Below are 25,013 nucleotides of genomic sequence, written 5' to 3'. Positions count from 1 at the left end.
CATCATTCCTTAATAGTTAGGTTTTCCACTATTATAACAAAGCTTACCCAACTAATACATCTCCTAAATATCCCTATTGATAACCAAATAGTCTTAGAAAGATTCCTCTTTTTTTGTCCTTATAAGCACTGTGTTACGTGTAAAAATTTACATTAAGTAAAAAAGCTTATCACTATGCTAAAAAACATACCAAGCTCTCCTTTTTTTAAGTGTCAGGTTATATGTTTTTGAATCTTACCAAAAGATACTAATAAGAAAATCATTAATTAAGTTGACACTTAATTAAGTGTACACTAAAATAAAAGTATGATTGAAAAAGTTCTACATGCATTAGCTGAACCTAGACGTAGAGATATTCTCTCCCTCGTTCGTAATCGAGAGCTTACCTCCAGCGCGATTGCCTCACATTTTGACATTTCCGCGCCAGCAGTTTCTCAGCATCTCAAAGTTCTTGAACAATCCGGCTTAGTTGTCGTCCGGAGGGACGGAACAAAACGGTACTACGGTATTAGAAGGGACGGTTTTGCTGAATTAAAACAATACATTGACCGTTTTTGGGATGAAAGTTTACTTCTATTGAAAGAAGCTGCGGAAGAGGAAGAAAGGAGAAAAAACGATGAAAACAAACAATGATACAATCAGGAAAGAGATTTATATCGAAGCACGCCCTGAAACATTATTTTCGTTTTTTACAGATGCAGACAAAATGGTCCGCTGGATGGGGAGACAGATTCTACTCGAACCAAAAATCGGCGGTAAATACCGGATAGATGTTAATGGCAGCGATATTGCCATGGGAGAATATGTGGAAATCGTGCCTTATGAAAAAATCGTCATGTCGTGGGGCTGGGAAAAGTCAAAAGTTGTCCCTCCTGGTTCCTCTAAGGTTGAGTTCCGGCTAACTCCTAAAGAAAATGGGACAAATTTAGTCTTAACGCATTATGATTTGCCAACTGAAGAAATTCCGTCACATCAGCAAGGTTGGTCTCATTACATGCCGCGCATTAAAGATTTTGCAGAAGGTAAGGACCCAGGTGTCGACCCTTGGTCCGTTGTAGCAATGCATTAATTTTTAAATAAAAAAGTTTAATTGGGAGAGGTAAAAAAAAAGACTACATTATCTTGTAACTGTGGATTTTCTGTAAAAAATACTGATCGTTATAAAGTAGAAGCTGCTATGTGGCACCATGCCATTCACGACCATGCTGACATGTTAAAAAGCATGACAGTCGAAATGCTGGAAGATTGGTTAAAATAAAAGACAAGCAGTTAGCGACTGCTAAATAATAGAGGGGGAAACATACGATGACTAATACAATTCACCAAGAAGTGGTTTTCAATGCGAGTCCTGAACGTGTTTATGAAGCACTGACTGTTTCCAATCAATTCAGTGAAGTTACAGGAGGTGCTCCAGTTGAGATCAGCCCCGAAGCTGGTGGGACTTTTTCTTGTTTCGGTGGCATGATTCATGGAAGAAACATTGAGCTTGTTCCAGGTGTTCGAATTGTCCAAGCTTGGCGTGTAAAGAACTGGCCTGAAGGAGTTTATTCAATCGCTAAGTTCGAACTGAAGGAGCAAGATTCGAAGACCCTTTTGGTTTTCGACCATACTGGTTTTCCAGGAGTAGAAAAAGAACATCTTGCTACGGGCTGGGGAGAGAATTATTGGAAGCCATTAGCGAAATATTTAGGTTAATAGCAATAATACCAACACATTATTTCAATCTTGACCAGTTGAAATAATGTGATTTTTTTGTTTAGGGAATTAAGTGTTAACAAATTGTTCAAATCATTTTTACAAATATGTGAACTATTGAGCAAACTTCCCTATTTTTAAAATTAATTTGTTATATTAACAGTGTACTTAATATATAGAACTTAATTACTAAGGAGTGTTTCACATGGTAGTCAATTGGTTAAGAGAAAACAAAGTTGCCGCTGGAATTTTGACAGTTCTTCGCTTATATATCGGTTATTCTTGGTTAACAGCTGGGTTCCACAAACTGACAGGCGGATTTGATGCATCTGGATATTTGAAAGCAGTAATTGCCAATCCTGTTAAAGGTCCTGATGGCGCCATGGTTTATGGCTGGTATGTTGATTTCTTAAAGCATTTCGCTTTACCAAACGTAGATATTTTTAATACGATCGTTCCGCTTGGTGAGTTCTTAATCGGACTTGGGCTTATTCTTGGCTGCTTAACAACAGCAGCAATGTTCTTCGGTCTTGTGATGAACTTCGCGTTCTTCCTAGCCGGAACAGTATCTCATATTCCAACGGACCTTTTCATCGGTGCCATTATTCTGTTCGCTGGCTTTAACGCAGGCCGCATCGGTCTCGACCGCTGGGTAATCCCATTCATCCGCAATACTCCATTTAAAGGTAAAAAGACCATCAAACAAACGGTCTAGCAAATTAAGTAAACAGCCTCCTTCTCATCACGAGAAGAGAGGCTGTTTTTTGGAAATAAAACAAACATTTATATTTTAAGCACATCTTGTGTAATTTCATTAAGGCTTTGTTGGAGAATCGCCAGCTATCCCTGCAAGAAACGCCTTAATAATAATCAACAAGCTTTCATCCAAATCCAGCGCCATCTTGAAGCCGCCCCTTTGTTCCAACGAAGAAAATCCATGTAAAATGCTGCGCAATCCCCGGACCGCATGTAAGGCTCTATCACCCTCTAAATGATAAGTCTGCAAAATACGGACGGACAGGTCCACGATTTTTGCACCTGCCTGCTGCACATCAACATCCTCTGGGTCCGGTGCCAGCAAAGTTGCCTCATATATTCCCGGATGCTCCCGGGCAAAATTGACATATGCTTTACTAACCGCTAGTACGGCTTCAGTGCCTGACACCCCAATCGCTGCATCTGCCATAACCCCGTAAAGCATATCAATTCCATAGATCGCCAGCTTTTTTCTCAGCCCTGGCAAACCGTCAAAATGGTTATATAATGAAGGAGGGCGAATCCCCAATTTCTTAGCAAGATTCGCCAGTGTAACCTCATGAATACCAAGTTGATCGGCTAGGACTCCTGCTGCTTCTAGTATCGTCGTTAAATCAAGTCCAATTTTTGGTCTAGGTGACATTCTTAGCTACTCCTTTATCCTATTTTCCGTTCTATATTTTCAATCGCTTGTTCCATAACTTTCACAGGATTCTCAATCATTTCTCCATGGCCTACTGCAAGGAGCTTAGGTTCATAGCCCACTAGTTTCTTTGCACTCACTAGCGCCGTTTTTTTACTCCATGTGCCGAAGGCTGGGAACGGGAACCATGGCTTTATATCGCCCGCCACTGCAATTCCGCCTCTTGTCTGGAAGGCATCACCAGCAATCAATGCCTTCGTCCGCAAATCGAAAAACGACAGCGAACCTGGTGTATGTCCCGGCGTTTCGATTGCTGTCAAGGAGCCAATCAAGTCACCTTCTTTCAATAATACATTCGCGCGCGTTTTTAATTTTTTCGGTACACCGCCTTTAATCGGCGTTTGCTCCTCATGTGGATCCAAAGAATGGTCGTCATTCATTAATCTATGGTCTCGAATTGAAATATAAACCGGTACCTCTGGCAGCAAGTCCTTTAACGAATCTAAAGCACCGACGTGGTCCTCATGTGCATGTGTCAATACAATTTTAGTAATCGGCTTACCGATTGTTTCTGCCGCCTTTATAATCCCCTTTGTACAAAATCCAAGTGCAGCATCAATCAAGGTTAATCCGTCCTCTTCTTCGACCAAATAGCAATTTACCGGAAAAATATTCGCCATGAATGTCACTTGATATAAAAAACCATTTTTAATCATTCTCATAAGAATCATCTCCACTTAACTATTATCATTAGTTTTATTATAACTAATAACATTAGTTAAATCAACAAATTCCCCCCACCTTTTTACAATTATTTTTAAAATGGATTACTAAGGTTATTGGTTAAAATATAAACAAATATTGAATTTTTAGTCACATCCTGTATAATTGTTCCCGAATCAATAAAGAGAAAGTTACTTTTTTAGACGGAGGTGGCTGCCATGACAAACGCTGCTATTATTCAATTTAACAATGTTACCAAGCAATATGATAACGATCCGCCAGTTCTTGACGATGTAAGCTTTGAGATTGAGCGCGGAAAGTTTTATACGCTTCTTGGCCCCTCTGGATGCGGCAAGACAACGATTCTAAGGTTAATCGCTGGTTTTATCGAGCCCACCAAGGGAGAAATTTATTTTAACGAAAAAAAAATCAATGATATCCCGGCCAATAAGCGCCAGGTAAATACTGTTTTTCAAGATTACGCCCTTTTTCCACATTTAAATGTCTTTGAAAACGTGGCATTCGGATTACGCATCAAAAAAATGAAAAATGCAGAAATAGAGCGGAAGGTAAAGGAAGCGCTCAGCTTCGTTAACCTTAATGGCTATGAAAACCGGGAAATCCGCGAAATGTCCGGCGGTCAGCGTCAGCGTGTCGCCATCGCTCGGGCAATTGTCAACGAACCGGAAGTCATCCTTCTTGATGAGCCGCTTTCCGCTCTCGATTTAAAGCTGCGGACCGAGATGCAATATGAACTCCGTGAGCTCCAACGCCGTCTGGGGATTACCTTTATTTTCGTAACTCACGATCAAGAGGAAGCACTAGCGATGTCCGATGAAATTTTTGTCATCGATAAAGGGAAAATTCAGCAAAGCGGCACACCAACTGATATTTACGACGAACCGATTAACCGTTTTGTTGCGGACTTTATTGGTGAATCGAATATTGTTGATGGAAAAATGCTGCAAGATTATCGGGTGGAATTTGTCGGCAGAGAGTTTGAATGCGTCGACAAAGGCTTTAACGAGAACGAACCAGTTGAAATTATTATCCGTCCCGAGGATTTGGAAATCACTACGTTGGAACGGGGCAAGCTCCAGGTCCGCGTTGATTCCCAACTGTTCCGCGGGGTTCATTATGAAATCAGTTGCTACGATAAGGATGGAAATGAATGGCTTGTTCATTCCACGAAGAAGGCAGCCGTTGGCAGTGAAATCGGGCTTTATTTTGACCCAGAGGCGATTCATGTTATGCGCCATGGTGAAACAGAGGAAGAATTCGACCGCCGTTTAGAAACCTATGCTGATGTGGACCGCCATGGAAAATAAACGAACCAGCGGTCTTTACCGGATTCCTTATCTGCTTTGGATACTTCTATTTGTGATTGTGCCGATTTTACTTGTTCTTTACTATTCATTCTTTGATATTGAGGGGAATTTTTCGTTCGTCAATTATCAAAAGTTTTTCACACCCGTTTACTTAAAAATGACGCTCAGCTCGTTTTGGTACGCGTTTTTAATCACGGCCATTTCATTGCTGGTTGCCTACCCAACGGCATATTTACTTACAAAAACCAGGCATAAACAATTATGGCTGTTATTAATTATTGTACCGTCATGGATAAATTTATTGTTAAAAGCCTATGCCTTCATCGGTATTTTTGGAACGTATGGCGCTGCAAACAGCTTTTTAAAAATGATTGGGATTGGATCAAGGCAAATTTTATTTACTGATTTCAGCTTTGTGTTTGTATCGGTTTATATTTTTATCCCTTTCATGATTCTGCCGATTTTTAACGCTTTAAATGAATTGAATCCAACCTTTATCGATGCAGCCAGTGACTTAGGGGCATCAAAATGGACGACGTTCCGCAGAGTTATTTTTCCATTAACGATTGATGGAGTAAAATCTGGGTGTCAGGTAACATTCATTCCTGCGCTTTCTTTGTTTATGTTAACGAGATTAATCGCCGGCAACCGCGTGATTACACTTGGGACATCGATTGAGCAGCACTTTCTCGTTACACAGGACTGGGGTATGGGCTCAACGATTGCGGTCTTTTTAATTATTATTATGGTGCTGATTATGGTCGTTACTGGTACCCGAAAGCGAGGTGTGTAGATTGGATAAAAAAATAACCCCTTTATCAAAAATATTTCTTGCGGTCATCTTTTTTATCCTGTATGCACCGATTTTCTTCCTCGTCATCTTCTCCTTTAACAGTGGAGAAACGATGTATAGTTTTAAGGGCTTTTCATTAGAGTGGTATCGCGAGCTTTTTCAAGATACGAGACTGTTGATTATCGTTTTAAATACAATCGTGATTGCTTTTTTATCCGCACTCTTCTCTACCATCATTGGTGTGCTTGGAGCTTTGGCGATTCATCAGGCGAAAAAAAGGCAAACAAAAAATACTTTATTATCATTAAACAATGTGTTGATCGTCAGCCCAGATGTTATTATTGGCGCTTCGTTCTTAATTTTGTTCACGATGGCCGGGCTGAAACTTGGCTTTTATTCCGTTTTGCTATCCCATATTGCTTTTAGCATTCCGATTGTCGTCTTGATGGTATTGCCAAAATTAATGGAAATGAGTCCTACGTTGATTGATGCCGCCCGCGACTTAGGCGCGAGCAGCTGGAACGTTATGACAAAGGTGATTATCCCGTTTATTACACCAGGAATTTTTGCCGGCTTCTTTATGGCGTTAACGTACTCATTAGATGATTTTGCGGTGACTTTTTTTGTAACTGGGAATGGTTTTTCTACACTATCAGTTGAGATTTATTCCTTAGCGCGCCGGGGAATTTCCCTAAATATTAATGCCCTGTCCGCCCTGCTGTTCCTATTTACCTTGCTGCTAGTGGTGATTTATTACTTTATTACCCAGCGCAACAAGCCTAATGGAATGGGGGTACGTAAACGATGAACAAACTTGTCCGTTTTTTTCTGTTCATTGCTGTTGTCTCGGCCGTGCTTCTATATATGATTTCTAGTTTGAATGCTTCGCAGGGGTATTCCGGCGGCAATACGGTGACTGTTTTTAACTGGGGCGACTATATTGATCCGGATTTAATCAAGAAGTTTGAAAAAGAAACCGGTATTAAAGTCATCTATGAAACATTTGATTCAAATGAGGCGATGATGACCAAAATTGAGCAGGGCGGTACGAATTATGATATCGCCGTTCCATCTGAATATATGATTGATAAAATGCGTCATGAGGATTTACTCCTCCCATTGGATCATTCGAAACTGCCCAACTTAAAACATATTGATAAACGGTTTATGGATTTGCCGTTTGACCCGGAGAATAAATATTCCATCCCATATTTCTGGGGGACCGTCGGCATCGTTTATAATCCAAAGATGCTCCACGGCAAGGAAATTACCAGCTGGAATGACCTTTGGGATTCTGATTTGAAAAATGAAATCTTATTAACCGATGGTGCCCGTGAAGTAATCGGCATGGGTCTTAACAGTTTAGGCTATTCGTTGAATGATACAAACAAACAGCATTTACTTGAGGCAAAGGAAAAGCTCGACAAACTCACCCCGAATATTAAAGCGATTGTCGGCGATGAAATCAAGATGCTCCTCGCCAATCAAGAGGCATCCGTCGGGCTAGTTTGGTCAGGAGATGCTTCGGAAATCATGTCAGAGAATGAGGATTTGGACTATGTGGTGCCGAAGGAAGGCTCTAACCTTTGGTTCGATAATATGGTCATCCCGAAAACTGCGAAAAACGTCGAGGCAGCTCATAAATTTATTAACTTCATGCTTGATCCAAAGGTTGCCGCCCAAAATACCGATTACGTCGGCTATTCGACACCTAACAAGAGCGCTTTAAAATACATGCCAAAAGAAGTAGTCGAGGATGAACGGTTCTATCCATCACCAGAACTAACGGAAAAGCTAGAAGTATACAAAAACCTTGGTAAAAAGAACCTAGCCTATTACAACGAGCTGTTTTTGCAATTTAAAATGCATCGGAAATAAGAAAAGCGAAAGCGCCCTAGTCTTCAGGAATTCGAAGATTGAGGCGCTTTTTTCTTTCTGTTCATGAATTGGTTAAGAATTTTTAGGCTAAGTTAAAAAATGATGGTTGACCTTTGATTTTGTCAGGAGTATACTATGAACATAAGTTTATTAAATAAACAAATGTTTAGGTGGTGAATTTGTGGCTGAAAAAAATTTCGAAAAATTGACCGAAAAGGAACAATTGATTTTCGATTTGATTCGTAAGAACCCCTATATTTCACAACAGGAGCTTGCAGAAATCTTAGGATTATCTCGACCTTCGATTGCCAATATTATTTCTGGCTTAACTAGAAAAGGGCATATTATAGGCAGAGCTTACGTATTAAATGAGTCCCAGCAGGTCATTTGTATTGGCGGAGCCAATATAGATCGAAAATTCCATGTGAAAGCGAAAGCGCAGCTTGGCACTTCCAACCCGATTCAATCATCGCAAAGTGTTGGAGGAGTTGCTCGGAACATCGCCGAAAATCTTGGACGCCTTGGTGCCAAAGTAACATTATTAACAACCAGTGGAGCAGACAGCGATTGGTCATTCATTGCCGAATCGTCATCACTATATATGAACCTAGATCAAGTGGCGCAAATCCCAGGAATGTCAACTGGATCCTACACAGCGGTACTTGATACTGATGGAGAATTAATCATCGCGCTTGCCGATATGGAAGTCTATGAGGAGATCACACCTGACTTACTCCGTAAACAGGATGTTTTATTGAGTCGGGCAAAATGTATCATGGCAGATCTTAATTGCCCGAAGGAAACATTGCAGTATTTATGCAATTTTGCCAAAATCCATGAACGACCGATTGTTTTGATACCGGTTTCATCTCCGAAAATGAGCAGGCTGCCTGCTGATCTAGATGGAGTGACCTGGTTAATTACCAACCGCGATGAGTCAGAAACGTATTTAAATTGCGAAATCAAAACAGAAGACGAGTGGAGACAAGCACTAGAAAAATGGCTTTCACTCGGTATCGCCAATGTAGTAATTACCAATGGAAAAAAAGGCGCCATGATTGGAAATAAAGAAGAAGGGATTTTTCATATTCCTTCGATTGAAACAAAAGAAATTGTTGATGTCACAGGAGCTGGAGACGCATTTTCCTCTGCTGTCATTTACTCGTGGCTTGAAGGTCATAAATTGACCGATATTGCCAAAGCAGGCACTGTCAATGCTTCTAAGACATTGCAATCCGCCTACACTGTTCGCCAGGATTTATCACCAACTCAACTACAAAAAGACATGGAGGAATTATCATGAAACAGTATATTACATTAGCAGAAGAAGTACGTGCAGCGAAAGAACAAGGAAAACCGGTAGTAGCTCTAGAATCAACTATTATTTCTCACGGCATGCCATATCCGCAAAACGTGGAAACAGCTCGTAAGGTTGAACAAATTATTCGCGATAACGGCGCGGTTCCGGCAACAATTGCGATTTTAGATGGACAAATTAAAATTGGTTTATCAGATGAAGAGCTTGAAATGTTTGGAAAGAGTTCCGATGTTGCAAAGGCTTCACGTCGTGATTTAGCTTACTTGATTGCAACCAAGAAAAAAGGCGCAACAACCGTTGCCGCGACGATGATTTGTGCAGAATTAGCTGGAATTAATATCTTTGTTACCGGTGGAATTGGCGGTGCACACCGTGGAGCTGAAACAACAATGGATATTTCCGCTGATTTAGAAGAATTAGCCCAAACAAACGTAGCAGTCATTTGCGCCGGAGCGAAATCGATTTTAGATTTAGGGTTAACAATGGAGTATCTTGAAACTAAAGGCGTACCGGTAATTGGCTATCAAACAGATGTCCTTCCTGCCTTCTATACAAGAACAAGCCAATTCCCAGTTAACTTCCGTGCAGACGATGTAGAAACTGTAGCTGCTACTTTAAAAACAAAATGGGATTTAAATCTGAAAGGCGGAGCAGTCATCGCTAATCCGATTCCTGAAGAACATGCTATGGATGAAAAGACAATCACTGATGTCATTGAGACAGCATTGAAGGAAGCAGAAGAGAAACACATCGCTGGTAAGGATGTAACTCCATTCCTATTAGGAAAAGTTAAAGAACTAACTGGCGGAAAAAGCCTAGAATCCAACATCGAACTAGTTTATAACAACGCCGTAGTTGGCGCAAAAATTGCTGTTCATTTTGAGGCAATGAAAAAATAGTAAGTAGTGACACTTAATGGGTGATCAATGGTGTCATTTCAATGGTTTCATTTAATGGTGTCAGGCACCACTCGTGGACATTTGTCCACCCAGCGCGGACACTGGTCATTTAGACTGTACACCTAATTAATTATAAGCAAAGAGGGACTTCCACAAATAAGTGGAAGTCCCTCTTCTCAATCAAAAGTCCATTTGTTTAAAAGCTATTATCTTCTTTTAAACTTTCCTTGTTCATATACCAATTGTTCACCTGTGTGAGGATGGCAAAGACGAAAAAGAAATTCATTGCCCAGACGTTGATGAATGGAGTTAAGCCGCCAAACTCAATCGTCGCGTAACCTTTTAACTTCATCACAATCATCGATTCGATAAAAATAAGGATAAAACCAATAACACCCGCAGCAGCCGCTCTAATCATTTCTTTCTCCTCCCAAAAACATTCTCTTTTATATGTTCATTTTCCCTATATCAACCCTAATTACAGTACAATTCCAACAATATTGTGAACACCCTACCCTCTATTATATGGCAAAAATGCTTTGTACAACACCCTAAAAAATAGAAAAAGGTGTCAGGCACCATGTGAATTTTTCACATGGTGCCTGACACCTTTGCTTATTTCATTTTCTTTATAAATACAACTTTCAAATAGTTTCCTTCGGGAAATTCTTTGATGGTTTTGAAATCTGCGGGTAGTGAAAATTGTTCTAATAGTTTGTAGCGTTGGCCAGTTTCGTTAAAGGCTGTCTCGATAAAGCCCTTGAACTTTTCCATTCCAAAGGTACTGCAGTTGGTGGAGGCAACAATCGTCCCGTTATCCTCTGTAATCGCAATCGCTTCTTTTAAAAGATTCGTATAGTCCTTTTCCGCACTAAAGACAAATTTCTTAGACCGTGCAAAGCTTGGGGGATCGAGGATGACCACATCAAACTTCAACTGTTTTTTCGCCGCATATTTAAAATAATTAAATACATCTTCCACAATAATACCTTGCGTTTTATGGTCAATGTCATTTACAGTAAATTGCTCAATTGTTTTTCCCCTGCTTCGATTAGCCAGATCCACACTTGTCGTTTTTGTTGCTCCGCCTAATGCCGCAAAAACGGAAAAGGCCCCAGTATAGGAGAATGTATTTAATACTGTCTTACCATTAGCGTACGAATCCCGAATCGTTCGCCTTACATCCCGTTGATCTAAAAACACTCCGACCATCGCACTTTCATTCAAATAAACGGCAAAATTGACGCCATTTTCTTTAATTATAATCGGAAACTGCCCTCTTTCACCGGCGACGAAGTAATCTTCTTCAATATATTTACCTGCGATATCAAATCGCTTTTTCTGATAAATAGCTTTAAATTCCACCAGTTCCTGTAAGGCCTGAATGATATATTCCCGAAAGTGATAAATACCCACGCTGTACCAGGTTAACAAATAATAACCAGCAAAGTAATCAATTGTCAATCCGCCGATTCCATCACCTTCACCATTAAATACCCGAAACGCCGTTGTTTCCGTATTTTTATAAAATGATTCTCTATCTTTAATCGCTTCTTTAAGCTTTTTCTTAAAAAAGTTCTGATCAATAGAGACATTTTCTTTTCTACTCTGCACCCAGCCAAGTCCCTTATTTTGTTTGCCATAATAGCCTTTGCCAATGAAGCGATTCCTTTCATCGACCAACTTAATGACGGAACCCTCTTTTACTGTATCATTCACATTGATAATGGCTTCCTTAGAAATAAGTGGATAGCCGCTTTTTAGCTTATTTACAAAATTCGATTTTACTTTTAAACAGATTTCAGTATTCATCGGTTCATCCCATCTATGTTATTAATCCTATCAGTCTAGTAGAAAAACATAGACAACAGGATAGTGATTTGCGTTTAAAACACAATATCACAATCATAACACTAAAGAAGGTCCTTTCCCTACAATTTTCACGCCTTCACACACTGGGAGATATCACCATAACAAAAACCCGCCACAAATCAGCGTGGCGGGCCGCAGGTTTGGTTCATGTTAATAAACTCCTCAACGGTTAACACGGTGTCCTTAAACCCGAGTTTTTCCGCCAACTTTGTAATTCCTGGAGCTTCGACGCAGGCTTTTTCCAAAAGTTCCTTTTGTGAAAACACATATCTTGTGTCCCCATCAAGAAGAACTTTTCCTTCCGTAAACACAATCGTCCGTTCAAAATTCTCGGCAACGAAATCCATATCATGAATAATCGTCATCACTAGTTTATTTTTATCCTTTAAGGTTTGGATGATTTGCCGGATTTTTTCCTTGCCGTCATAGTCCTGAGCAATCGTCGGCTCGTCGAAAATAATAATATTCGTATCCATTGCAACAACCGATGCGATACAGAGGAGCTTTTTTTCTGATAAGCTCAAATCATGTGGATTAATCTCCAGTTTATCGTCGAGATCTACCATTTTTAATGCCTGGATGGCATTTTGCTTTGCCTGATGCTTATCCATTTTAATATTCAGCGGACCGAACATTACTTCATCCAAAACCGTTCGTTTAAAAATCTGATCGTTCGGATTTTGAAAAACAAGCCCAATCGTTCTTGCCAGTTGGGCGGCAGTTTTCCTGTTTACATCGTGATCATGAATCAGAATTTCCCCTTCATCTGCTTTAAGCAAGCCTTTCAGCAGCTTCACAAATGTTGTCTTTCCAGCCCCGTTTTGACCAATGATGGCGGTAGAGCGCCGGTCAAACTCGAGGTTAATCCCGGAGAGCACAGGAGTTTCCTTAGTATAGGAAAAAGAAAGATTGGCTACCTTGATCATGCCCCATTCCCCCTTAAAACCTTTTCAGCCTCTTCAAGAGTAACAGGATACTCATCCGTACCCGCTTTCTTAACACCCAACGCCTTACACACCCTTGTATATACGGGTGCAATTACGCCCATTTCCTCCAGGTCTTCTCTTGAAAAAACTTTTCCCGGCGTATCAAACTCTACAACTTTTCCGTTATTAAGCAGTAAGACTCTGTCGCAATACTGGGCAACCTTCTCCATTTTATGTTCAGCTAGAATGACCGTTATTCCATGCTTACTTAGGCTTTGAATCGCCTGAAACACTTCCTCGGAACCTACTGGATCCAACTGGGATGTTGGTTCGTCCAACACAAGAATATCCGGTTTCATTGCGATGATACTCGCAATCGCCATCCGCTGCATTTGTCCGCCAGATAAGTCAAAGGGATTATGGTCCTTTACCTGCTCAATGTTTAACAAATCAAGCACGGAATCAATCCGTTCAATGATTTCAGTCCGGGAGATTCCTATATTCTCAAGTCCAAAGGCAATTTCCTCATAAACCGTCATCTTCGAGCCCGTCACCTGCGTAAATGGATTTTGAAACACCATCCCGACCTTTAACGAAATATCAGCAATCGAATGATGCTTAACTTCCAGCCCGTCGACAATCACTTTTCCGCCGTAAGCCCCTTTATAAAAATGAGGAACGAGGCCAACAAGCGCTTGGCATAACGTCGATTTACCGGCTAAATTTTTCCCAATGATGCCGATAAATTCCCCTTGGTTTATATCGAAAGTCACGTCATTAAGAGCGAGCGATTCCGCTAATGGATATTTATATTTAAGACCTTCGACCACTATTTTTTTCATAAAAATATCCTCCAAGCGACGGCCGCCACTGTTAGCACCAACATTCCAATCTGCAGGACCTTGCTAAACTGATACGTTTTTTCTTCATGCAAATAGGTTTTCGTAGTCTGAGAGTTAAAGCCACGCACTTCCAAGGCCATCGCTCTTTCCTTTGTATTGATCAGCGACCCAAGCACGACAGGTCCCAGTAATGGTATAAATGCTTTGATCCTGACCAGCAATTTCCCTTCTGTCTCCATCCCTCTCGCCCGTTGTGCATCGGTAATCGTGCTCATTGTCGCCATCATCTCGGGGATGATTTGAAAAACAGAAACAATCACATAGCCGATTCGCGGTGACATTCCCTTTCGCACCAAGGCTTCAACAAGATCCGATGGTTTCGTTGTCAGAACAAGAATCATGAAGGCGCCAATAATATTGATGACCCTAAGCGTGATGGTTAAGGCAAAGAGCAGCCCTTCTTTGTACATCGTTAGCGGCCCGATTTGAAAAAGCACCGTTTCATTTTCCGGTTTAAACATTCCCTGGATAAGGACGACCGTAATCAGGATCAGAAAAACAAAGCCAAAAATGGGGATTGTTTTTCTGATCACCTTTGCCGCGAGCAATAACGCAAGGCTAAGCCCAATAAAAAGAAACGAAATTGTGAATGATGGTAGAATAATAGGAATCAAAATGGCAAAAGGAATGTACCAGAGCTTAGTAATTGGATCAACATCATGGACAAAAGAAGCTTTTTCCTCATATAAGCTAATCGATTTCACGAACTGTCACCGGCTTTCTTTTCAACAAAAGACTTTCAAAAACATTCATAGCGACGCTTCGCCCTTTTCATAAGAAGCGGTTAATCAAGAGTCTCTATTTTCTGGTTGTTAGTGTATAATTGGACGACATTTTGTGGTAATCCTTTGAAAATACCATAGCTGACAAGAACCACAACGATTTTATCAGGGATATCGACGACAATTTCGTCAAGCAGAGAGGCAAGCCAAGTAGAATCGGTTTTGGCTAGTACAAAAGTAAATAAAGCATCGCCCCAAACGTTTCCTGTCTGCCCGCCCCAGAATCCGATATTGATTGGTGTTGAAACAATTGTTGCCACAAGCCCAATAATCACCCCAGCGACCACCGCTTTACCCCAGTTGGAAATAAAGCCTTTGTAAAAAAGAATCCCGACTGCCACACCAATTGCCATACTAGTAATCGCATAGACAAAGGAGACAGGATCGGTGAAGCCGTAAATAATATTATTAATGGCGCCTGCTAACGCGCCGACAATTGGACCACCAAGCATGGCTGCTAAGACGGTACCGATGGAATCTAACCATAACGGCAGCTTCAGCAATGCTGCAAGTAATTTACCAATATAGTTAACACCTACTGCAACCGGAATCAGAACGAGTGCGGCTGTGGATAAGCGTAACGACCACATGCTTTGTTTTTTCATTGAAAAAAACCCCCTTTTATTTTTTACAAAGTAGAATCATAGGAAACAATTGCTTCAAGTGCGGTGAGGATTTCAAGCTCTTCTCCTCGTTTACTTTTGTTTTTCTCATCAATATAAGCATTGATTCCTCCTTCCAAATCCCCCTCTTTTTCGACAACGACATTTAAAATAGATGCGGTCTTAATGCCGCGTAAGCCGCCAATCACAAATACTGCAGCTGTTTCCATATCTGAAGCGAGAATTCCTTTCTCTGACCAGTACTTGTCGATATCTTGTTCTTTATCAGTATAAAAGCTGTCATGACATCTGACAATACCTGTATAATTTTTTGCATCGTTCTTTTTTGCTGCGGTCATCACATGAAAAAGCATTTCTGGGTCCGGTATCGCGGGATAAGCTTTGTTAATATAAGAATAGGAGGCACCGTCATTTCTGACGGCACCGGAGGCAATTACCAGGTCCCCCAAACGCAAATGCGGCTGTAAGGCGCCGCAGCTTCCGATTCGAATCATTACTTTTATGCCGATATTCTTTAACTCTTCGACAGCAATTCCAGCAGAGACCCCGCCAATCCCTGTGGAAGTAACTAAAACAGGGATTCCTTTATAGAAACCTTTTATCGTTTTGTATTCTCGGTTGTAAGCGAGCACTTCAGGCTGATTTAAAAATTTGGCTACTTCATCGACGCGGCCTGGGTCTCCCGGCAGTAAAGCGTATTGAATCTCATGCTCATTGCTGATTCTGATATGCGGTTGTAGGTTGGATTTCATTTTCATTGGCTCCTTTTGGTTTTCTTTCATTTTTATGATTATTACGCTGTTCAATTCTTGATGGTTCAGCAATTCAAGATAGGATGGAATTTTCTCGGTGTAATAACAAGAGGCTATTTTGATAGTGGTTTTTCTATGTGGAATGTGGGAATGAATTTACCATTACCTATATAATTCAATTTTACCAAAGTAGGAAGATTCAGTCATTTATTAATATTTCTGATAAAAAAGGTGCCTGACACCCAGGAGTGAGGGTGTCAGGCACCTTTTCATTTATTTAATCTTTATTTTTTCATTCCCCTTTATCCATGACGGATAGGCAGTAAGTCCAAGGGAAATGGGACCCGTTTGTTTTTCTAGGTCTGGAATGTAAACACCAATTTCAGCGTTCAGCTGCTCATTCCCTCCACTCTTATAGCTTGAACCAGATTCTATTCGCTCGCCATTCCCATCCTTAATTTCCGAAAAAAGGAAGTAACGAAACTCCTTTTCTGTATGAAAATTGAAGATTAGGTAGTTGTCTGCTACTCGTAAATCACTTAGATGGTCCCCTTTTGGCTGTTTCAGGATTTGGAGTTTCTTTGGATCCACGACAACATTTACTTCATCCTTATCAATAGCCTGAAGTTTGTTGAGAACTAGGTACAGCTTTTTCGGCTCCCGGAAGTAGTTGCTTTGTAAGTAAAGGATAAACTCGTCGGGTGAAATGTTACTTGATACAACCCCGTTGCTAATTTTATTCCACGTTTCTCCATTTTCATCGACAAGCCTTAGATCCTCGAAACTTAGAATTCTTTTGGAGTTATGAGGATCCATTTTAACATGGATAGCTGCCCTTAGCGGATAAATATCTGCCTTTAAAAACTTTATCTTTTGTCCTTCGATTGTAACGGTTTTATTTAAAGTGTAAGACTTTTTCTTTTGGATTTCTTTTGTAAGATCAAATTTTAGGGTAAATTCTTCTTTGAGATTTGTCCCTTCTACGCTTACACTTAATTCAAATTTCTTCGCCGCTAAAGGTGATTGAAAATAAAATTCAAACATGTCACTTTGGGATGTTTCTCCATTATAGAGAGAACTCCCCATTGAAATTGTACCGATATCAAGCTTTTTCCCATCTAAACTTTCTAAGCGAACATTCACATTTCGCAGCTCTTTCTGCTTTTCTTTGGATTCAATTGTATAAAATAAAACCAATCCATTCTCATCGGCAATCGCACCATCTATGGTAAGCTTTATACCGCTTTTTTCCTGAGATACATCGATTTTTTCATAGTAATCATTTTCAACCGCCAGGAGCTTTCCTTTATCATCCCGGATGAGGTCGACCAACTTTTCCATTCCGGGAATGACGGTAATATAATTCGCGAATGCCGGTGAAAGGCGTATCGATGTAAAAAATCCAAGCAATATGATTGCGGCAGTAGCCAGCGTAAACGCCCATCTTTTTCGGCGAGGTTTCCGTTTCTGTTCTGATTTAGCCTTTTGAAATCCTGCAAAAATAGCCTCATCCAATGAATCCAGCGGAACTTGGATGTTATCATACAAATTTTTTAATTGCTCTTCTTCTTTTTCATACATGGAGATCACCGCCATTTCCCTCTAGTTTATCCCGGAGTGCCTTCAACGCTTTGTTCAGCCACGTCTTGACCGTACCTTCCGGACATTGAAGTGTAAGGGCAATATCCTTTATTTTCATATCCTGAAAATACTTCAACGTTATGATTTCACGGGAGCGCTCATCCAAGCCAAGCATCGCATCTTTTAGCTCCATTTCGTTATAGTTCTCGGTTGTGCCTTGCTGGCTTAGGATTTCTTCATTTAATACTACTCGCTTTTTCGTTTTCAATTGATCATTGCAGTAATTAATCATGATTCGAATCAGCCATGTTTTGAAATATGAAGCATCCCTAACGGTTCGAATACTCTTATAGGCACGATAGGTAACTTCCTGAATCGCCTCCAGCGCCTCTTCCTCACTCCTTAAAAAGGAAAGAGCCGTTTTATATAAATCTATTTTGTATAGCTGAATCAGCTGCAAAAATGCAGAATCATCACCTTTGATTGCTTCTTTCACCAATTGCTCACCCGCGTTCAATCCCTCATCCCCCTCACACCCCTGTTGTACTACATATTAGACCATTTAGTAGAAAAAAAGTTTTGAAATTTAATAAAAAAATATGGTCTCCTCCTAAAGGGTTTCGATAAAGGCTAAAATGTGAGCATTTACGAAATATTTTTGTGCGCTTACGACAAGTTTCCGGACACTTACTACATATTTTATGAAACATACGACATTTCCTGGATATTATTTAGAAATTCACACGATTTCCTGATACTTACTACATATTTTTAAGCACTTACGACATTTCCTGGATATTATTTAGGAATTCTCACAATATCCTGATACTTACTACATATTTTTAAGCACTTACGACATGTTTCCGGCCACTTACTACACATTTTACAATACTTACAACATTTCCTGGATATTATATGGAAATTCTCACAATCTCCTGATACTTACTACATATTTTTAAGTACTTACGACATATTTCCAGACACTTACTACACATTTTACAAAACTTACGACATTTTCTGGATATTATTAGGAGGATCGCACGAGAATCCGATATACCATCCTCAATCTATGATCCCAAACAACCGGCAGCCAAGAAGGATAAACTGTTCCCACTTTGGATCACCAACGGTTCTTTTTTATTTTCCAAAAATAAACCCTCCTCAAATTGAGAAGGGCTGTTTGTATCCATCAGGAATACTATTGTTAGAGTTTGAGGTAATTATCTTTGACTGGGATTGATTGTACCGTGCCCATGGTGAATGCCATGACCAGGATAATAACCGGTATGGCCATGGTGAACGCCATAGCCTGGATAATAACCGGTATGACCATGGTGAACGCCATAGCCTGGATAATATCCAGTGTGACCATGGTGAACGCCATAGCCTGGATAATAACCGGTGTGGCCATGATGGTAGCCTACTTGTGTAGGATAATATCCGCCATGTCCATGATGATACCCATGTCCTGGATAGTATCCGCCATGCCCATGGTGGTATCCATGCCCTGGATAATACCCACCATGCCCGTGATGATAACCTTGTGCATCGTAATTGCCTAATTGCCTTAGCATTTTTCTCTCCTCCTCAAATGGTTCCCAAATAGTGTAAGTGTCCACATTCAATAAGGAATAGATTCTCGTCCACAATTTCCATAACATTTAAAGTAGTACTAGAATAATTTCTCACTTTTTTTTAATCTATTACTTCTATTTTTTAAAATATCTGATATTTTTATATTATAGAAAAATAATAAGGTGGGGGAACTATTGATAACAAATTTTCATGAATACGGCCATGAATTTTTTATGCAGGAAGCTTTAAAAGAAGCGGAAGATGCCGGAAAACGTGGCGACCGGCCAATCGGTGCGGTTATTGTCCATAACGGCATCATCATATCTAGGGGGTCAAACAGAATTAATACAATGGACAGCGAGCTTGAGCACGCTGAAATCAATGCGATGAATCGATGTGCTTCGTATTTACGGAAACATGCGCGGGAATGTATTCTTTATACAACGGTTGAACCTTGTATGATGTGCTTATCTACGCTAATTGTGGGAAATATCCAAAATGTTGTTTTTGCAGTAGAGGATAAATATCTGGATATTGCACATTTCATCGATTCAAATGACTACATAAATAAACGATTGCATCACTATCTAGGCGGGGTATTAGCTGAGGAATCAGCTGAAATATTGAAGACGTACTCCCCTTTTATGGCGGAAGTCGTGTTGACCGGGCGCAGACCGTCATAAGGGAATCTTCACAACTTCCACATAACTTCCCTATAAGTTCAACACATGTTTATTTTAATATAAAGGTAACTTAATTAAGAAATGGTTCGAAGAGCTCATTTCTTAAAACTTCCCATAATTTGATTGGTGCCTGACACCAATCTATTTTTTTGCCTTTAAATATTAATCTTCATAACTTCCACACAACTTCCCCCTAAGTTCTACACAAGTATTTCTTATGATAAAGGTAACTTAATTAGGAAATAAGTTCATTGAGCTCATTTCTTAAAACTTCCCATTTTGGATTGGTGAATGCACCAATCTATTTTTTTTGCCTCTTTTTTGGTGCCTGACACCCTTTCTACTACCGCCATAGTATTTTTGGTGTCAGGCACCAATTTCAAGAAAATGTCAGCTGCCACAATTTGTGATGGCTTACGTTTAAGATTAGTTTACTCCAACCTGTGTCCAAGCCGAGGCTACTGCGTTGTATTGGGTGCTGCCTGATCCGTATAAGTCTGCAGCTGCCGCAAGAAGGGAGCTGCGAGCATCTTTAAAGTTACTCTTTGGTGATAGATAAACCGTTAAGGCTCGGTAATAGATTTTCTCCGCTATAGACGTTCCCAGCTTGGAAATTGTTAAATAGGCAGCCTTGTTTGGAATCCCACTGTTTGTGTGGACGCCGCCGTTATCAGAAGTCGTATTTACATATTTACTCATATGATCCGGCTGACCATAAAGGCCGGGGTCAGATAAGCTGCGCAGAGCATCGCCAGCTTTATTCGGCGTATACACATCTTCACCAATCAAATAATTCTTTTTATCTAGGAATACCCCGAACGTATCAGAAATCGATTCATTTAATGCTCCGGACTGATTTTGATACTCTAATCCCGCAGTTCTTTCTGTTACCGCATGCGTTAATTCATGGGCAACTACATCTAGGGCACCGGATAATGCTCTAAATGTTGTTCCATCGCCGTCGCCATACACCATTTGCGCGCCGTTCCAGAAGGCATTGTTGTAATTTCTGCTGTAGTGTACCGTTGAGCGAATCGTTGCGCCCCTATTGTCAAAGCTGTTTCGATTATGTGTGTTTTTAAAATAGTCATAGACAACACCCGCATAGTAATGGGCATCGACATCGGCTCTTTGTGAGGTAGCATTAAAATTATTATCAGGGTCGACGGAATAATTACCAGGTAATGAGGTTGAATTTGCTGCCGTTCTTGTTTCAATCACACCCGTCATTGCTTTGGTCGTATCATACAAATAGTAGGTGCCGCTTGATAAATAGGTATTAAGTTGTTTTGTGTCTCCCAAGACGCCAACTCCGCTGCCTGCATCATTCACAGCATTATAGGAATCTAGGACATTGCCATTTACAGCATCTATATATACGACCCAGTTTGCCGGGTATGGTTGAATAAATTGGAGAGTTGTTTTATAGGCTAGGTAGAAGTCATTGTCTTTTTTATAAACCACCAGGTCTGCTTTTTCGACCGTATCTTCAAACTTATTCCCATCTGGGCCCGATTCGGCGTTGGTTTCTGTTTCCGCTTTGGTTACATGAATTGATTTCCACGCCTTATCAAGAGCACCATCCTGAGCAACTTGCGCTTTCAGCTTTCCTTTAAAATAAGAAGCTGCTTCCGGAAACACGTCTCCGTTCACAACCGTAATCATGCCATTTTTATCGGTATGGACCTTAAATTTCGCGCCATCCACCGGAATTCCCTGGACTGACTGGACAAAATTATAGTGAGTACTGCCAAGCTCGTCCGTTTCTACATCGAGCAAGGTCAAATCTTTATCAGCATCTAATTGATAGAGTTCTTTATTTTCTTTTAAAAACTGTTTAATAGAATCCTTATTCTTATGAGCTTTAGTAGATAATTTCCCATGGACGAAGGATGGGACAGCTTGTCCATTTTTCCAATTCACCTTGGCATCCTTCCCAAACAACTTCGCTTCCTTGGTAACCGTAACAGTGCCCGAAATTGATTTGGCCGCAGCCGAAATCGGTAACACAGTCCCCATCGTTAATCCCAATGCCAAAACAAGTGACGTTCGCTTCTTCATCTCTTTCTCAGCCTCCCAAAGATATATTTTTATTGCAATTTTCAAAATATATCATATCATGGTAAAGCTATCTGCATAATTGGGAAAAAAGAGACTGATAGGGTGTCAGGCACCGGAGGTTTTTATGCCGCCAAATTAAAAAATCCCAACGCCTGATTCATATTTGGCATTGGGAAAAATTAAGCTATTATTTTTTAGGGGCTGGATTATGACAATATTTTTCCTCAATTTTAGCTTATCTTCCTGTTTTTATCGAAGCACTTGATTTGGAGCACCACTATTTTTTCACATATTCGGCAGTAAATCCGTTCGCCAATAACGTGATAGAGTCGTTCCAAACGCTGTTTTCGGTAGAATTTAAAACGACTGCAATTAATTTTTTCCCATTTCGTTCGGCAGAGGATACGAGGCAATAGCCTGCTTCATCGGTAAAACCTGTCTTAATTCCATTGGCTCCTTCAAAATAAAACGGGCTGCTTGAATCGAGAAGCTTATTTCTATTTTGAAACGTTATGACCTTATCAGAATAGATTTTACTACTTACCACTTCTTTAAAATGAGGATTTTTCATAGCCTCTCTTGCGATTATCGCCAAATCATGGGCGGTGGAATAATGATTGGGGTGATGCAGCCCATGAGGATTCATGAAGTGAGAGTCTGTTGCTCCAACTTCTTTAGCCTTTTTGTTCATCATCGCAACGAAATAGTCTAATGCTTTTTTTTCTGAAACATGAGGGTTACCCATTTGGTTTTTTGCTGTGTAAATGGCTATCGTTCTGGCAGCATCATTACCTGATGGCAGCATTAGTCCGGCTAGTAATTCCCTTAGCGTGAGAACTTGCCCTTCATAAAGATACGCGGAGCTTTCTTCTGCTGTTTTTAAGTTTATTTCCTTGCCAACAGTAATTTGATCATTTAAATTTCCATATTGAACCGCTAATAATGCGGTTAAGATTTTCGTTGTACTCGCGGGAAAAAGCCTCTTGTTATCGTTTTTTGCATAGATAACCTTACCTGAATCTAAATCTAGCAACAATGCCGCTTTGCCCTTAATGGAAGGGCTTGAGTTCATCGATTCTAATAAGCTATTTTTGGGTATATCGTCTTGGGAGCTGATCCAATCTTTTAAATGGGTTCCAAAACCGACGACCATACAGACAGCCACAACAAACATGATATTTTTTATTTTCATATAATACAGCACTCCTAGAAAAATGGTATAGACCCAATATAGCCATTATTTCTAAAGAGAAATGAAATTAAACCTAAAGAAAACCTTAAGAATTATTAATGAAAAAACGCATGTATTGGTTCACTAAAACTTCAATGATCCATTGGTAGTGGCAAGTGAACTTGAAAAATCGTTTCCGTCTCATTACTTGATACGGTTATTTCCCCTTGGTGCAATTCAACGATTCCTTTGGCAATCGCAAGACCTAATCCGGTACCGCCGGTTTCATCCGACCTTGACTTCTCCGCTCGGTATAATCGATTAAAAATATGAGGAATGGCGTTTGCCGGAATCGCTTTCCCATAATTGACAACCTTCACGACCGCATATTGTTCGTTTTCTTCAACAATGAGCTCGATTTTTTTACCTTCCCTTCCATATTTAATCGCATTGGAAATTAGGTTTTCAAACACTCTCATGAGTTTGTCCGGATCAGCCTCAATCATAATATCAGCGGGAGGACTTTTAATCTCTATACTCATGCCTGCGATTCGTAATTCTGGATTAAATTGGGCCGATAGTTGTTTTAGCAGTTCATTAATGTTGAACCTCATCCGTTTTAGCGCCACATCTCGGTTGTTTATTTTTGTAAATTCAAATAGGTCGTTGACCATTCGATTTAGGCGTTTCGATTTATCATAGGCAATGGTAACAAAATAGCGAAGCTCAACTTCATCGCGATATTCGTCTTCCTCAATTAACCGTAAATAGCCGATAATTGAGGTTAATGGTGTTCTTAGGTCGTGAGACACATTGGTCACCAGTTCATTTTTCGATTGAACGGCTCGTTTTTCTTCTTCAATTAACGATTTAAGCTGTTCCTCCATGCTATTTATGTTTTGAGCAAATAGACCTAATCCCCCATGTTTCATTACGGGAATAGCTACATCAAATTGCCCCTCTGAAAGCTGTTGAACCGAATCGCTGATCAGCTTAAAATACGATGCCATTTTTTTGATTGCTAGTGAATAATAGATGACCGTCAACATGATCGTACCAATGAAAAATAGGTTCCAAAATCCATAGTTCTTATACAAATAGACGTATAAATAATTGACGCTTGACGGTAAGGTAATTTTTAGATAAACAAATCTGATGATATATCCTAATATGGCCGTTGATATTGCTGCAGATAGCAAGCTATATATCAAATACGACATTAACCTGACATATAGGGAAGTTGATTTTTTATCCATCAATTTTGTACCCCACTCCCCAGATGGTTTTGATTAATTTATAGCCTAATTCCTTTTCCAGTTTTTCGCGTAAATTGCTGATATGGACCATCACAGTATTATTTGAAGAATAATATGTTTCTTTCCATACTAGTTCAAAGATTTCTTCACTGCTATAAACTCTGCCCAGATTTGAAACCATGATATAAAGAATCGCAAACTCTTTTGAGGTTAACGGGATGGACCGACCGCTAACCTTTGCGGTATGAAAGGTTTTATTTACCTCGAGACTTCCAACCTTAATAATCTCGTCTTCCATCCGTTCCTCTTGGTATAAATAGGTCCTTCGTATTAATGTTTTAACACGAGCCACTAGCTCTAAGGGATTAAATGGTTTTGTTAAGTAATCATCAGCCCCGCTCATTAACCCGGTTATTTTATCGATATCCTCTGTTTTGGCACTAATCATCAGGATCGGAACATGATTTTTTTCACGTAAAATCCGGCATACTTCCATGCCATCGACCTTAGGCATCATCACGTCTAATACAATCAAATCGATTTTTTCTTTTTCAAAAAGAGTTAAGGCCTCTTCGCCATTAAATGCTCGTGAAATTTTATAGCCTTCGTTTTGCAAATAAATCGCAATCAATTGGACGATTTCTTTATCATCATCCACGATTAATATATGTCTCACTTTCTCTTCCCCCTATCATTATTTAGACGAAGATTTATGTAAATTTGTCTCTATATTAAAAAAATACCACAGCATCAAGGACTGTGGCATGTGAAATTAATAATTAGGTTAAAGAATTAT

General features: G+C 40.0%; 27 protein-coding genes. 11 read left to right on the top strand and 16 right to left on the bottom strand.

The genetic code is table 11. From position 1 onward, the window contains the following. Positions 1-306 precede the first annotated feature (306 nt). The 4 genes from ACFVSW_RS20855 (at position 307) to ACFVSW_RS20840 (ending at position 2,410) form a co-directional block, all read left to right on the top strand. Positions 307-633, top strand: coding sequence for an ArsR/SmtB family transcription factor (locus ACFVSW_RS20855; protein ID WP_387318536.1), 327 nt, complete (start codon positions 307-309; stop codon positions 631-633). Then, entirely contained in the window at positions 617-1,069 is a 453-nt protein-coding gene (locus ACFVSW_RS20850) for an SRPBCC family protein (protein ID WP_387318535.1), read from the top strand. Before ACFVSW_RS20855 ends, ACFVSW_RS20850 begins: the two co-directional genes overlap by 17 nt. Positions 1,070-1,305: 236 nt before the next feature. Then, positions 1,306-1,695, top strand: coding sequence for an SRPBCC domain-containing protein (locus ACFVSW_RS20845; protein WP_387318534.1), 390 nt, complete (start codon positions 1,306-1,308; stop codon positions 1,693-1,695). Positions 1,696-1,900: 205 nt separating this feature from the next. Then, the gene (locus ACFVSW_RS20840) at positions 1,901-2,410 is read left to right on the top strand and encodes a DoxX family membrane protein (protein WP_387318533.1); all 510 of its coding nucleotides are present in this window, start codon (positions 1,901-1,903) and stop codon (positions 2,408-2,410) included. 99 nt (positions 2,411-2,509) lie between these two features. Here the strand turns inward: ACFVSW_RS20840 and ACFVSW_RS20835 are convergent, their stop codons facing one another. After that, entirely contained in the window at positions 2,510-3,094 is a 585-nt protein-coding gene (locus tag ACFVSW_RS20835) for a TetR/AcrR family transcriptional regulator (protein ID WP_387318532.1), read from the bottom strand. Positions 3,095-3,108: 14 nt separating this feature from the next. Next, positions 3,109-3,816, bottom strand: a complete 708-nt coding sequence (locus ACFVSW_RS20830) for an MBL fold metallo-hydrolase (RefSeq protein ID WP_387318531.1) — start codon at positions 3,814-3,816, stop codon at positions 3,109-3,111. 219 nt (positions 3,817-4,035) lie between these two features. Here ACFVSW_RS20830 and ACFVSW_RS20825 point away from each other — a divergent pair, with 219 nt between their 5' ends. The 6 genes from ACFVSW_RS20825 to ACFVSW_RS20800 all read left to right on the top strand — a co-directional run bounded on the left by ACFVSW_RS20825 (position 4,036) and on the right by ACFVSW_RS20800 (position 10,033). Further along, complete coding sequence (locus ACFVSW_RS20825; protein WP_387318530.1) at positions 4,036-5,145, top strand: ABC transporter ATP-binding protein; 1,110 nt, start codon at positions 4,036-4,038, stop codon at positions 5,143-5,145. Continuing rightward, the gene (locus ACFVSW_RS20820) at positions 5,135-5,938 is read left to right on the top strand and encodes an ABC transporter permease (protein ID WP_387318529.1); all 804 of its coding nucleotides are present in this window, start codon (positions 5,135-5,137) and stop codon (positions 5,936-5,938) included. The genes ACFVSW_RS20825 and ACFVSW_RS20820 overlap by 11 nt, the downstream gene beginning before the upstream one ends. Position 5,939: 1 nt before the next feature. After that, positions 5,940-6,746 carry an ABC transporter permease gene (locus ACFVSW_RS20815; protein ID WP_387318528.1) on the top strand — a complete coding sequence of 269 codons (807 nt, stop codon included), beginning with the start codon at positions 5,940-5,942 and terminating at the stop codon, positions 6,744-6,746. After that, complete coding sequence (locus tag ACFVSW_RS20810) at positions 6,743-7,816, top strand: ABC transporter substrate-binding protein (protein ID WP_387318527.1); 1,074 nt, start codon at positions 6,743-6,745, stop codon at positions 7,814-7,816. The genes ACFVSW_RS20815 and ACFVSW_RS20810 overlap by 4 nt, the downstream gene beginning before the upstream one ends. A 181-nt stretch (positions 7,817-7,997) precedes the next feature. Further along, entirely contained in the window at positions 7,998-9,119 is a 1,122-nt protein-coding gene (locus ACFVSW_RS20805) for a PfkB family carbohydrate kinase (protein ID WP_387318526.1), read from the top strand. Continuing rightward, the gene (locus ACFVSW_RS20800) at positions 9,116-10,033 is read left to right on the top strand and encodes a pseudouridine-5'-phosphate glycosidase (protein ID WP_387318525.1); all 918 of its coding nucleotides are present in this window, start codon (positions 9,116-9,118) and stop codon (positions 10,031-10,033) included. The genes ACFVSW_RS20805 and ACFVSW_RS20800 overlap by 4 nt, the downstream gene beginning before the upstream one ends. A gap of 196 nt (positions 10,034-10,229) precedes the next feature. Here ACFVSW_RS20800 and ACFVSW_RS20795 read toward each other — a convergent pair whose 3' ends face one another. The 10 genes from ACFVSW_RS20795 to ACFVSW_RS20750 form a co-directional block, all read right to left on the bottom strand. After that, positions 10,230-10,451 (bottom strand): hypothetical protein, encoded by a 222-nt coding sequence (locus ACFVSW_RS20795; protein ID WP_387318524.1) that lies wholly within the window; start codon positions 10,449-10,451, stop codon positions 10,230-10,232. Between the two features lie 197 nt (positions 10,452-10,648). Beyond that, positions 10,649-11,845: a class I SAM-dependent rRNA methyltransferase gene (locus ACFVSW_RS20790; protein WP_387318523.1), complete on the bottom strand. Its 1,197-nt coding sequence runs from the start codon at positions 11,843-11,845 to the stop codon at positions 10,649-10,651. 179 nt (positions 11,846-12,024) lie between these two features. Beyond that, a complete protein-coding gene (locus ACFVSW_RS20785; protein ID WP_387318522.1) occupies positions 12,025-12,831 on the bottom strand; it encodes an energy-coupling factor ABC transporter ATP-binding protein in 807 nt (268 codons plus the stop codon). Beyond that, positions 12,828-13,673 carry an energy-coupling factor ABC transporter ATP-binding protein gene (locus ACFVSW_RS20780; protein WP_387318521.1) on the bottom strand — a complete coding sequence of 282 codons (846 nt, stop codon included), beginning with the start codon at positions 13,671-13,673 and terminating at the stop codon, positions 12,828-12,830. Before ACFVSW_RS20780 ends, ACFVSW_RS20785 begins: the two co-directional genes overlap by 4 nt. After that, complete coding sequence (locus ACFVSW_RS20775) at positions 13,670-14,437, bottom strand: energy-coupling factor transporter transmembrane component T family protein (protein ID WP_387318520.1); 768 nt, start codon at positions 14,435-14,437, stop codon at positions 13,670-13,672. Before ACFVSW_RS20775 ends, ACFVSW_RS20780 begins: the two co-directional genes overlap by 4 nt. An 80-nt stretch (positions 14,438-14,517) precedes the next feature. Then, positions 14,518-15,120: an ECF transporter S component gene (locus tag ACFVSW_RS20770; protein ID WP_387318519.1), complete on the bottom strand. Its 603-nt coding sequence runs from the start codon at positions 15,118-15,120 to the stop codon at positions 14,518-14,520. 23 nt (positions 15,121-15,143) lie between these two features. Beyond that, entirely contained in the window at positions 15,144-15,890 is a 747-nt protein-coding gene (locus ACFVSW_RS20765) for a nucleoside phosphorylase (protein WP_387318518.1), read from the bottom strand. Between the two features lie 273 nt (positions 15,891-16,163). Next, a complete protein-coding gene (locus tag ACFVSW_RS20760; protein WP_387318517.1) occupies positions 16,164-17,471 on the bottom strand; it encodes a DUF4179 domain-containing protein in 1,308 nt (435 codons plus the stop codon). Beyond that, a complete protein-coding gene (locus ACFVSW_RS20755; protein ID WP_387318516.1) occupies positions 17,464-17,988 on the bottom strand; it encodes a sigma-70 family RNA polymerase sigma factor in 525 nt (174 codons plus the stop codon). The genes ACFVSW_RS20760 and ACFVSW_RS20755 overlap by 8 nt, the downstream gene beginning before the upstream one ends. Before the next feature lie 703 nt (positions 17,989-18,691). Continuing rightward, positions 18,692-19,045: a hypothetical protein gene (locus ACFVSW_RS20750; protein WP_387318515.1), complete on the bottom strand. Its 354-nt coding sequence runs from the start codon at positions 19,043-19,045 to the stop codon at positions 18,692-18,694. A gap of 195 nt (positions 19,046-19,240) precedes the next feature. Here ACFVSW_RS20750 and ACFVSW_RS20745 point away from each other — a divergent pair, with 195 nt between their 5' ends. After that, positions 19,241-19,729 (top strand): nucleoside deaminase, encoded by a 489-nt coding sequence (locus tag ACFVSW_RS20745; protein WP_387318514.1) that lies wholly within the window; start codon positions 19,241-19,243, stop codon positions 19,727-19,729. 426 nt (positions 19,730-20,155) lie between these two features. Here ACFVSW_RS20745 and ACFVSW_RS20740 read toward each other — a convergent pair whose 3' ends face one another. The 4 genes from ACFVSW_RS20740 to ACFVSW_RS20725 form a co-directional block, all read right to left on the bottom strand. Beyond that, the gene (locus ACFVSW_RS20740) at positions 20,156-21,790 is read right to left on the bottom strand and encodes a M4 family metallopeptidase (protein WP_387318513.1); all 1,635 of its coding nucleotides are present in this window, start codon (positions 21,788-21,790) and stop codon (positions 20,156-20,158) included. Positions 21,791-22,067: 277 nt separating this feature from the next. Further along, positions 22,068-22,982: a D-alanyl-D-alanine carboxypeptidase family protein gene (locus ACFVSW_RS20735; RefSeq protein ID WP_387318512.1), complete on the bottom strand. Its 915-nt coding sequence runs from the start codon at positions 22,980-22,982 to the stop codon at positions 22,068-22,070. A 131-nt stretch (positions 22,983-23,113) separates the two neighbouring features. Beyond that, positions 23,114-24,217: a sensor histidine kinase gene (locus ACFVSW_RS20730; RefSeq protein WP_387318511.1), complete on the bottom strand. Its 1,104-nt coding sequence runs from the start codon at positions 24,215-24,217 to the stop codon at positions 23,114-23,116. Then, the gene (locus ACFVSW_RS20725) at positions 24,210-24,893 is read right to left on the bottom strand and encodes a response regulator transcription factor (protein ID WP_387318510.1); all 684 of its coding nucleotides are present in this window, start codon (positions 24,891-24,893) and stop codon (positions 24,210-24,212) included. The genes ACFVSW_RS20730 and ACFVSW_RS20725 overlap by 8 nt, the downstream gene beginning before the upstream one ends. Between the last annotated feature and the right edge of the window lie 120 nt (positions 24,894-25,013).

Origin of the sequence: Neobacillus sp. NPDC058068 (genome assembly GCF_042885335.1) — a bacterium.
Lineage (GTDB): Bacteria > Bacillota > Bacilli > Bacillales > Cytobacillaceae > Neobacillus.
Note: the sequence above shows the minus strand (reverse complement) of the source record. Positions and strands in the feature narration are given on the sequence as shown.

Bases quoted from the DNA above. Each gene is read 5' to 3' on its own strand.
- ACFVSW_RS20840 (WP_387318533.1), top strand. From the start codon at position 1,901: ATGGTAGTCAATTGGTTAAGAGAAAACAAAGTTGCCGCTGGAATTTTG.
- ACFVSW_RS20790 (WP_387318523.1), bottom strand. From the start codon at position 11,845: ATGAATACTGAAATCTGTTTAAAAGTAAAATCGAATTTTGTAAATAAG.
- ACFVSW_RS20835 (WP_387318532.1), bottom strand. From the start codon at position 3,094: ATGTCACCTAGACCAAAAATTGGACTTGATTTAACGACGATACTAGAA.
- ACFVSW_RS20845 (WP_387318534.1), top strand. From the start codon at position 1,306: ATGACTAATACAATTCACCAAGAAGTGGTTTTCAATGCGAGTCCTGAA.
- ACFVSW_RS20740 (WP_387318513.1), bottom strand. From the start codon at position 21,790: ATGAAGAAGCGAACGTCACTTGTTTTGGCATTGGGATTAACGATGGGG.
- ACFVSW_RS20770 (WP_387318519.1), bottom strand. From the start codon at position 15,120: ATGAAAAAACAAAGCATGTGGTCGTTACGCTTATCCACAGCCGCACTC.
- ACFVSW_RS20730 (WP_387318511.1), bottom strand. From the start codon at position 24,217: ATGGATAAAAAATCAACTTCCCTATATGTCAGGTTAATGTCGTATTTG.
- ACFVSW_RS20765 (WP_387318518.1), bottom strand. From the start codon at position 15,890: ATGAAATCCAACCTACAACCGCATATCAGAATCAGCAATGAGCATGAG.
- ACFVSW_RS20800 (WP_387318525.1), top strand. From the start codon at position 9,116: ATGAAACAGTATATTACATTAGCAGAAGAAGTACGTGCAGCGAAAGAA.
- ACFVSW_RS20760 (WP_387318517.1), bottom strand. From the start codon at position 17,471: ATGTATGAAAAAGAAGAAGAGCAATTAAAAAATTTGTATGATAACATC.
- ACFVSW_RS20780 (WP_387318521.1), bottom strand. From the start codon at position 13,673: ATGAAAAAAATAGTGGTCGAAGGTCTTAAATATAAATATCCATTAGCG.
- ACFVSW_RS20825 (WP_387318530.1), top strand. From the start codon at position 4,036: ATGACAAACGCTGCTATTATTCAATTTAACAATGTTACCAAGCAATAT.
- ACFVSW_RS20855 (WP_387318536.1), top strand. From the start codon at position 307: ATGATTGAAAAAGTTCTACATGCATTAGCTGAACCTAGACGTAGAGAT.
- ACFVSW_RS20795 (WP_387318524.1), bottom strand. From the start codon at position 10,451: ATGATTAGAGCGGCTGCTGCGGGTGTTATTGGTTTTATCCTTATTTTT.
- ACFVSW_RS20735 (WP_387318512.1), bottom strand. From the start codon at position 22,982: ATGAAAATAAAAAATATCATGTTTGTTGTGGCTGTCTGTATGGTCGTC.
- ACFVSW_RS20785 (WP_387318522.1), bottom strand. From the start codon at position 12,831: ATGATCAAGGTAGCCAATCTTTCTTTTTCCTATACTAAGGAAACTCCT.
- ACFVSW_RS20830 (WP_387318531.1), bottom strand. From the start codon at position 3,816: ATGAGAATGATTAAAAATGGTTTTTTATATCAAGTGACATTCATGGCG.
- ACFVSW_RS20850 (WP_387318535.1), top strand. From the start codon at position 617: ATGAAAACAAACAATGATACAATCAGGAAAGAGATTTATATCGAAGCA.
- ACFVSW_RS20810 (WP_387318527.1), top strand. From the start codon at position 6,743: ATGAACAAACTTGTCCGTTTTTTTCTGTTCATTGCTGTTGTCTCGGCC.
- ACFVSW_RS20750 (WP_387318515.1), bottom strand. From the start codon at position 19,045: ATGCTAAGGCAATTAGGCAATTACGATGCACAAGGTTATCATCACGGG.
- ACFVSW_RS20820 (WP_387318529.1), top strand. From the start codon at position 5,135: ATGGAAAATAAACGAACCAGCGGTCTTTACCGGATTCCTTATCTGCTT.